This is a genomic window from Terasakiella sediminum (genome assembly GCF_033100395.1).
In the GTDB taxonomy this organism is placed as follows: domain Bacteria; phylum Pseudomonadota; class Alphaproteobacteria; order Rhodospirillales; family Terasakiellaceae; genus Terasakiella.
Genome location: NZ_JAWLVJ010000059.1, coordinates 1 through 1777, shown reverse-complemented (window position 1 = coordinate 1777; position 1777 = coordinate 1). Strand labels below are relative to the sequence as shown.

The window sequence follows — 1777 nt, the reverse complement described above, 5'->3', positions numbered from 1 at the left end:
CGATATGACAAAACGATGTTAAGCTTTCTCGGCTTCGTTCAGGTCACATCAATTCGGGTTTGGGTAAAGCACTTTGTCAACAGAACCTAAGTATCATGGCCTCTATGTTTATACTGGCAGGACACCCCTAATTCAGTTGGCTTTCCAGTCGCAGTGGCAGCCTGCTTATAACGCCGGTCTAAGTCCCGGTTTCGTCAGTGTAATAATGTAGCTGCAATGTCGTATGGTTTTATTTAGCACAGGGCATCAGTTGCATGTCCCAGCACCATGTTGGCCTTCTAAATCAGGAAACATTGAATCGTCAATTAATTTATTCCTATCGATGTTCTTGTTTTGGATTCGGTATCAAAATCGCAACAATTGCAGAATAGCAACCATGGATTTCACGAGGTAACACGATGTTACCATTTTTAAATGGAAGCCCTTGAATGGACTCAGAAATTTGGAATCCGTAAGGCTTTTACCGTGATATTCCAATGGCCCGAATTTGACTTTCAATGATGGAACTGGTGCATTTAATGCAGTTACAGGGGATGGTCACCATGATTGAATTGAACTTTAGCAACAAGAAAAAGCCAGCAGCCGAGGTACGGAGAAACGATCCTGTGAAAGTTTTCCGGGTAGCCCTTCAACAGCAGCTTAAAGTCGTTGCCTCTGACATCAAGGGTGAAACATTCACCATTTCACGCCGCCGCTATCATCACGGTAACCCCACCACAGTCGCGGTGCCGGTACGAAAGTGGTATTGGACAGATGGTGGTGAATATTATCTGGTGCTGAGGTATTCGTCGCAAAAGGTCATGATCCGTGATTATGAGAGTATCAGGTGCGGTGCGACGTTGGGTGATGTGCAGGCCACCCTGAACCGCATTCTGGAAGCTCTGGACGAACAAGATGAAGATGTTTTGGCTGCTCTTGATGCGGCTTACGAGCGGACCAGATGGAAAAAGTTTATAAATGTCCAAAGTTAAACGTTTTGGCGATTACTGCGGTGTTGATGATGGCGGGTGATTTCAACACGGGTGATAATGTTGAATGTTTCACGTTACACCTCAAAGATAAAGATTATGGGAGATCAATATGAGCAAGGAAGGCAAGGCCAAGGTATTGACTGATGCCGAGTTTGAACGCCTGTTAAAGATCACTGCTGTTGAAGCCCATGCGGCACGCAACACAGCCATTCTAATTTGTTTGTTTGGTCTGGGTCTGCGAGTGCATGAATGCAGTTCTTTGCGTCTGTGTGATGTAATGGACGGCGACCGTGAAATTCGTCAGCAGTTCCAGATCAGAATCGCCAACAGCAAAACGAACCGAAATCGCGAAGTCTTCTTGAGCAACTTGCGTGTGCGTCGTGCCATCAAATCATATATCAATCACCGCCGTGCCACCGAAGGCCCAGACCTGCATCCTAATGCGTTTTTATTCAGATCACAGAAGGGAAGTCGCTTCACCGGAAACACGATGCAACAGTTGGTCAAACGTTTGTTCATTAAATCAGGATTACCAGATACCACCAGCAGCCACTCAGGCCGTAGAACCTTCGCCACCCGACTGATCAACCGCGGTGTCGGGTTGAAGAACCTATCGTCACTGATGGGACATGCCACGGTGAATCAGTCGACTGAATATGCAGATACAAACCCAGTGATTTTGGAGCGGATAGTGAAGGGCGTTGTTTAATTTATGTGGAATAGTTCCGATCCGATCTGACAGCCGACCTTGAAAAAGGGCGGGTTACCCGTTTTGATGAAGGTGCAACTCCTTAAACATCAAAACT

General features: G+C 46.3%; 2 protein-coding genes. Both read left to right on the top strand.

Annotated elements, in window-relative coordinates; genetic code table 11:
- Positions 1–518 precede the first annotated feature (518 nt).
- On the top strand, positions 519–971 hold the full coding sequence (locus RYZ26_RS19780; RefSeq protein ID WP_317684985.1) for a hypothetical protein: 453 nt from the start codon (positions 519–521) through the stop codon (positions 969–971).
- Between the two features lie 109 nt (positions 972–1080).
- Positions 1081–1680 (top strand): tyrosine-type recombinase/integrase, encoded by a 600-nt coding sequence (locus RYZ26_RS19775; protein WP_317684984.1) that lies wholly within the window; start codon positions 1081–1083, stop codon positions 1678–1680.
- Positions 1681–1777: the final 97 nt, after the last annotated feature.

Coding starts and splice junctions, on each gene's coding strand:
- RYZ26_RS19780 (WP_317684985.1), top strand. CDS start 519: ATGCAGTTACAGGGGATGGTCACCATGATTGAATTGAACTTTAGCAAC.
- RYZ26_RS19775 (WP_317684984.1), top strand. CDS start 1,081: ATGAGCAAGGAAGGCAAGGCCAAGGTATTGACTGATGCCGAGTTTGAA.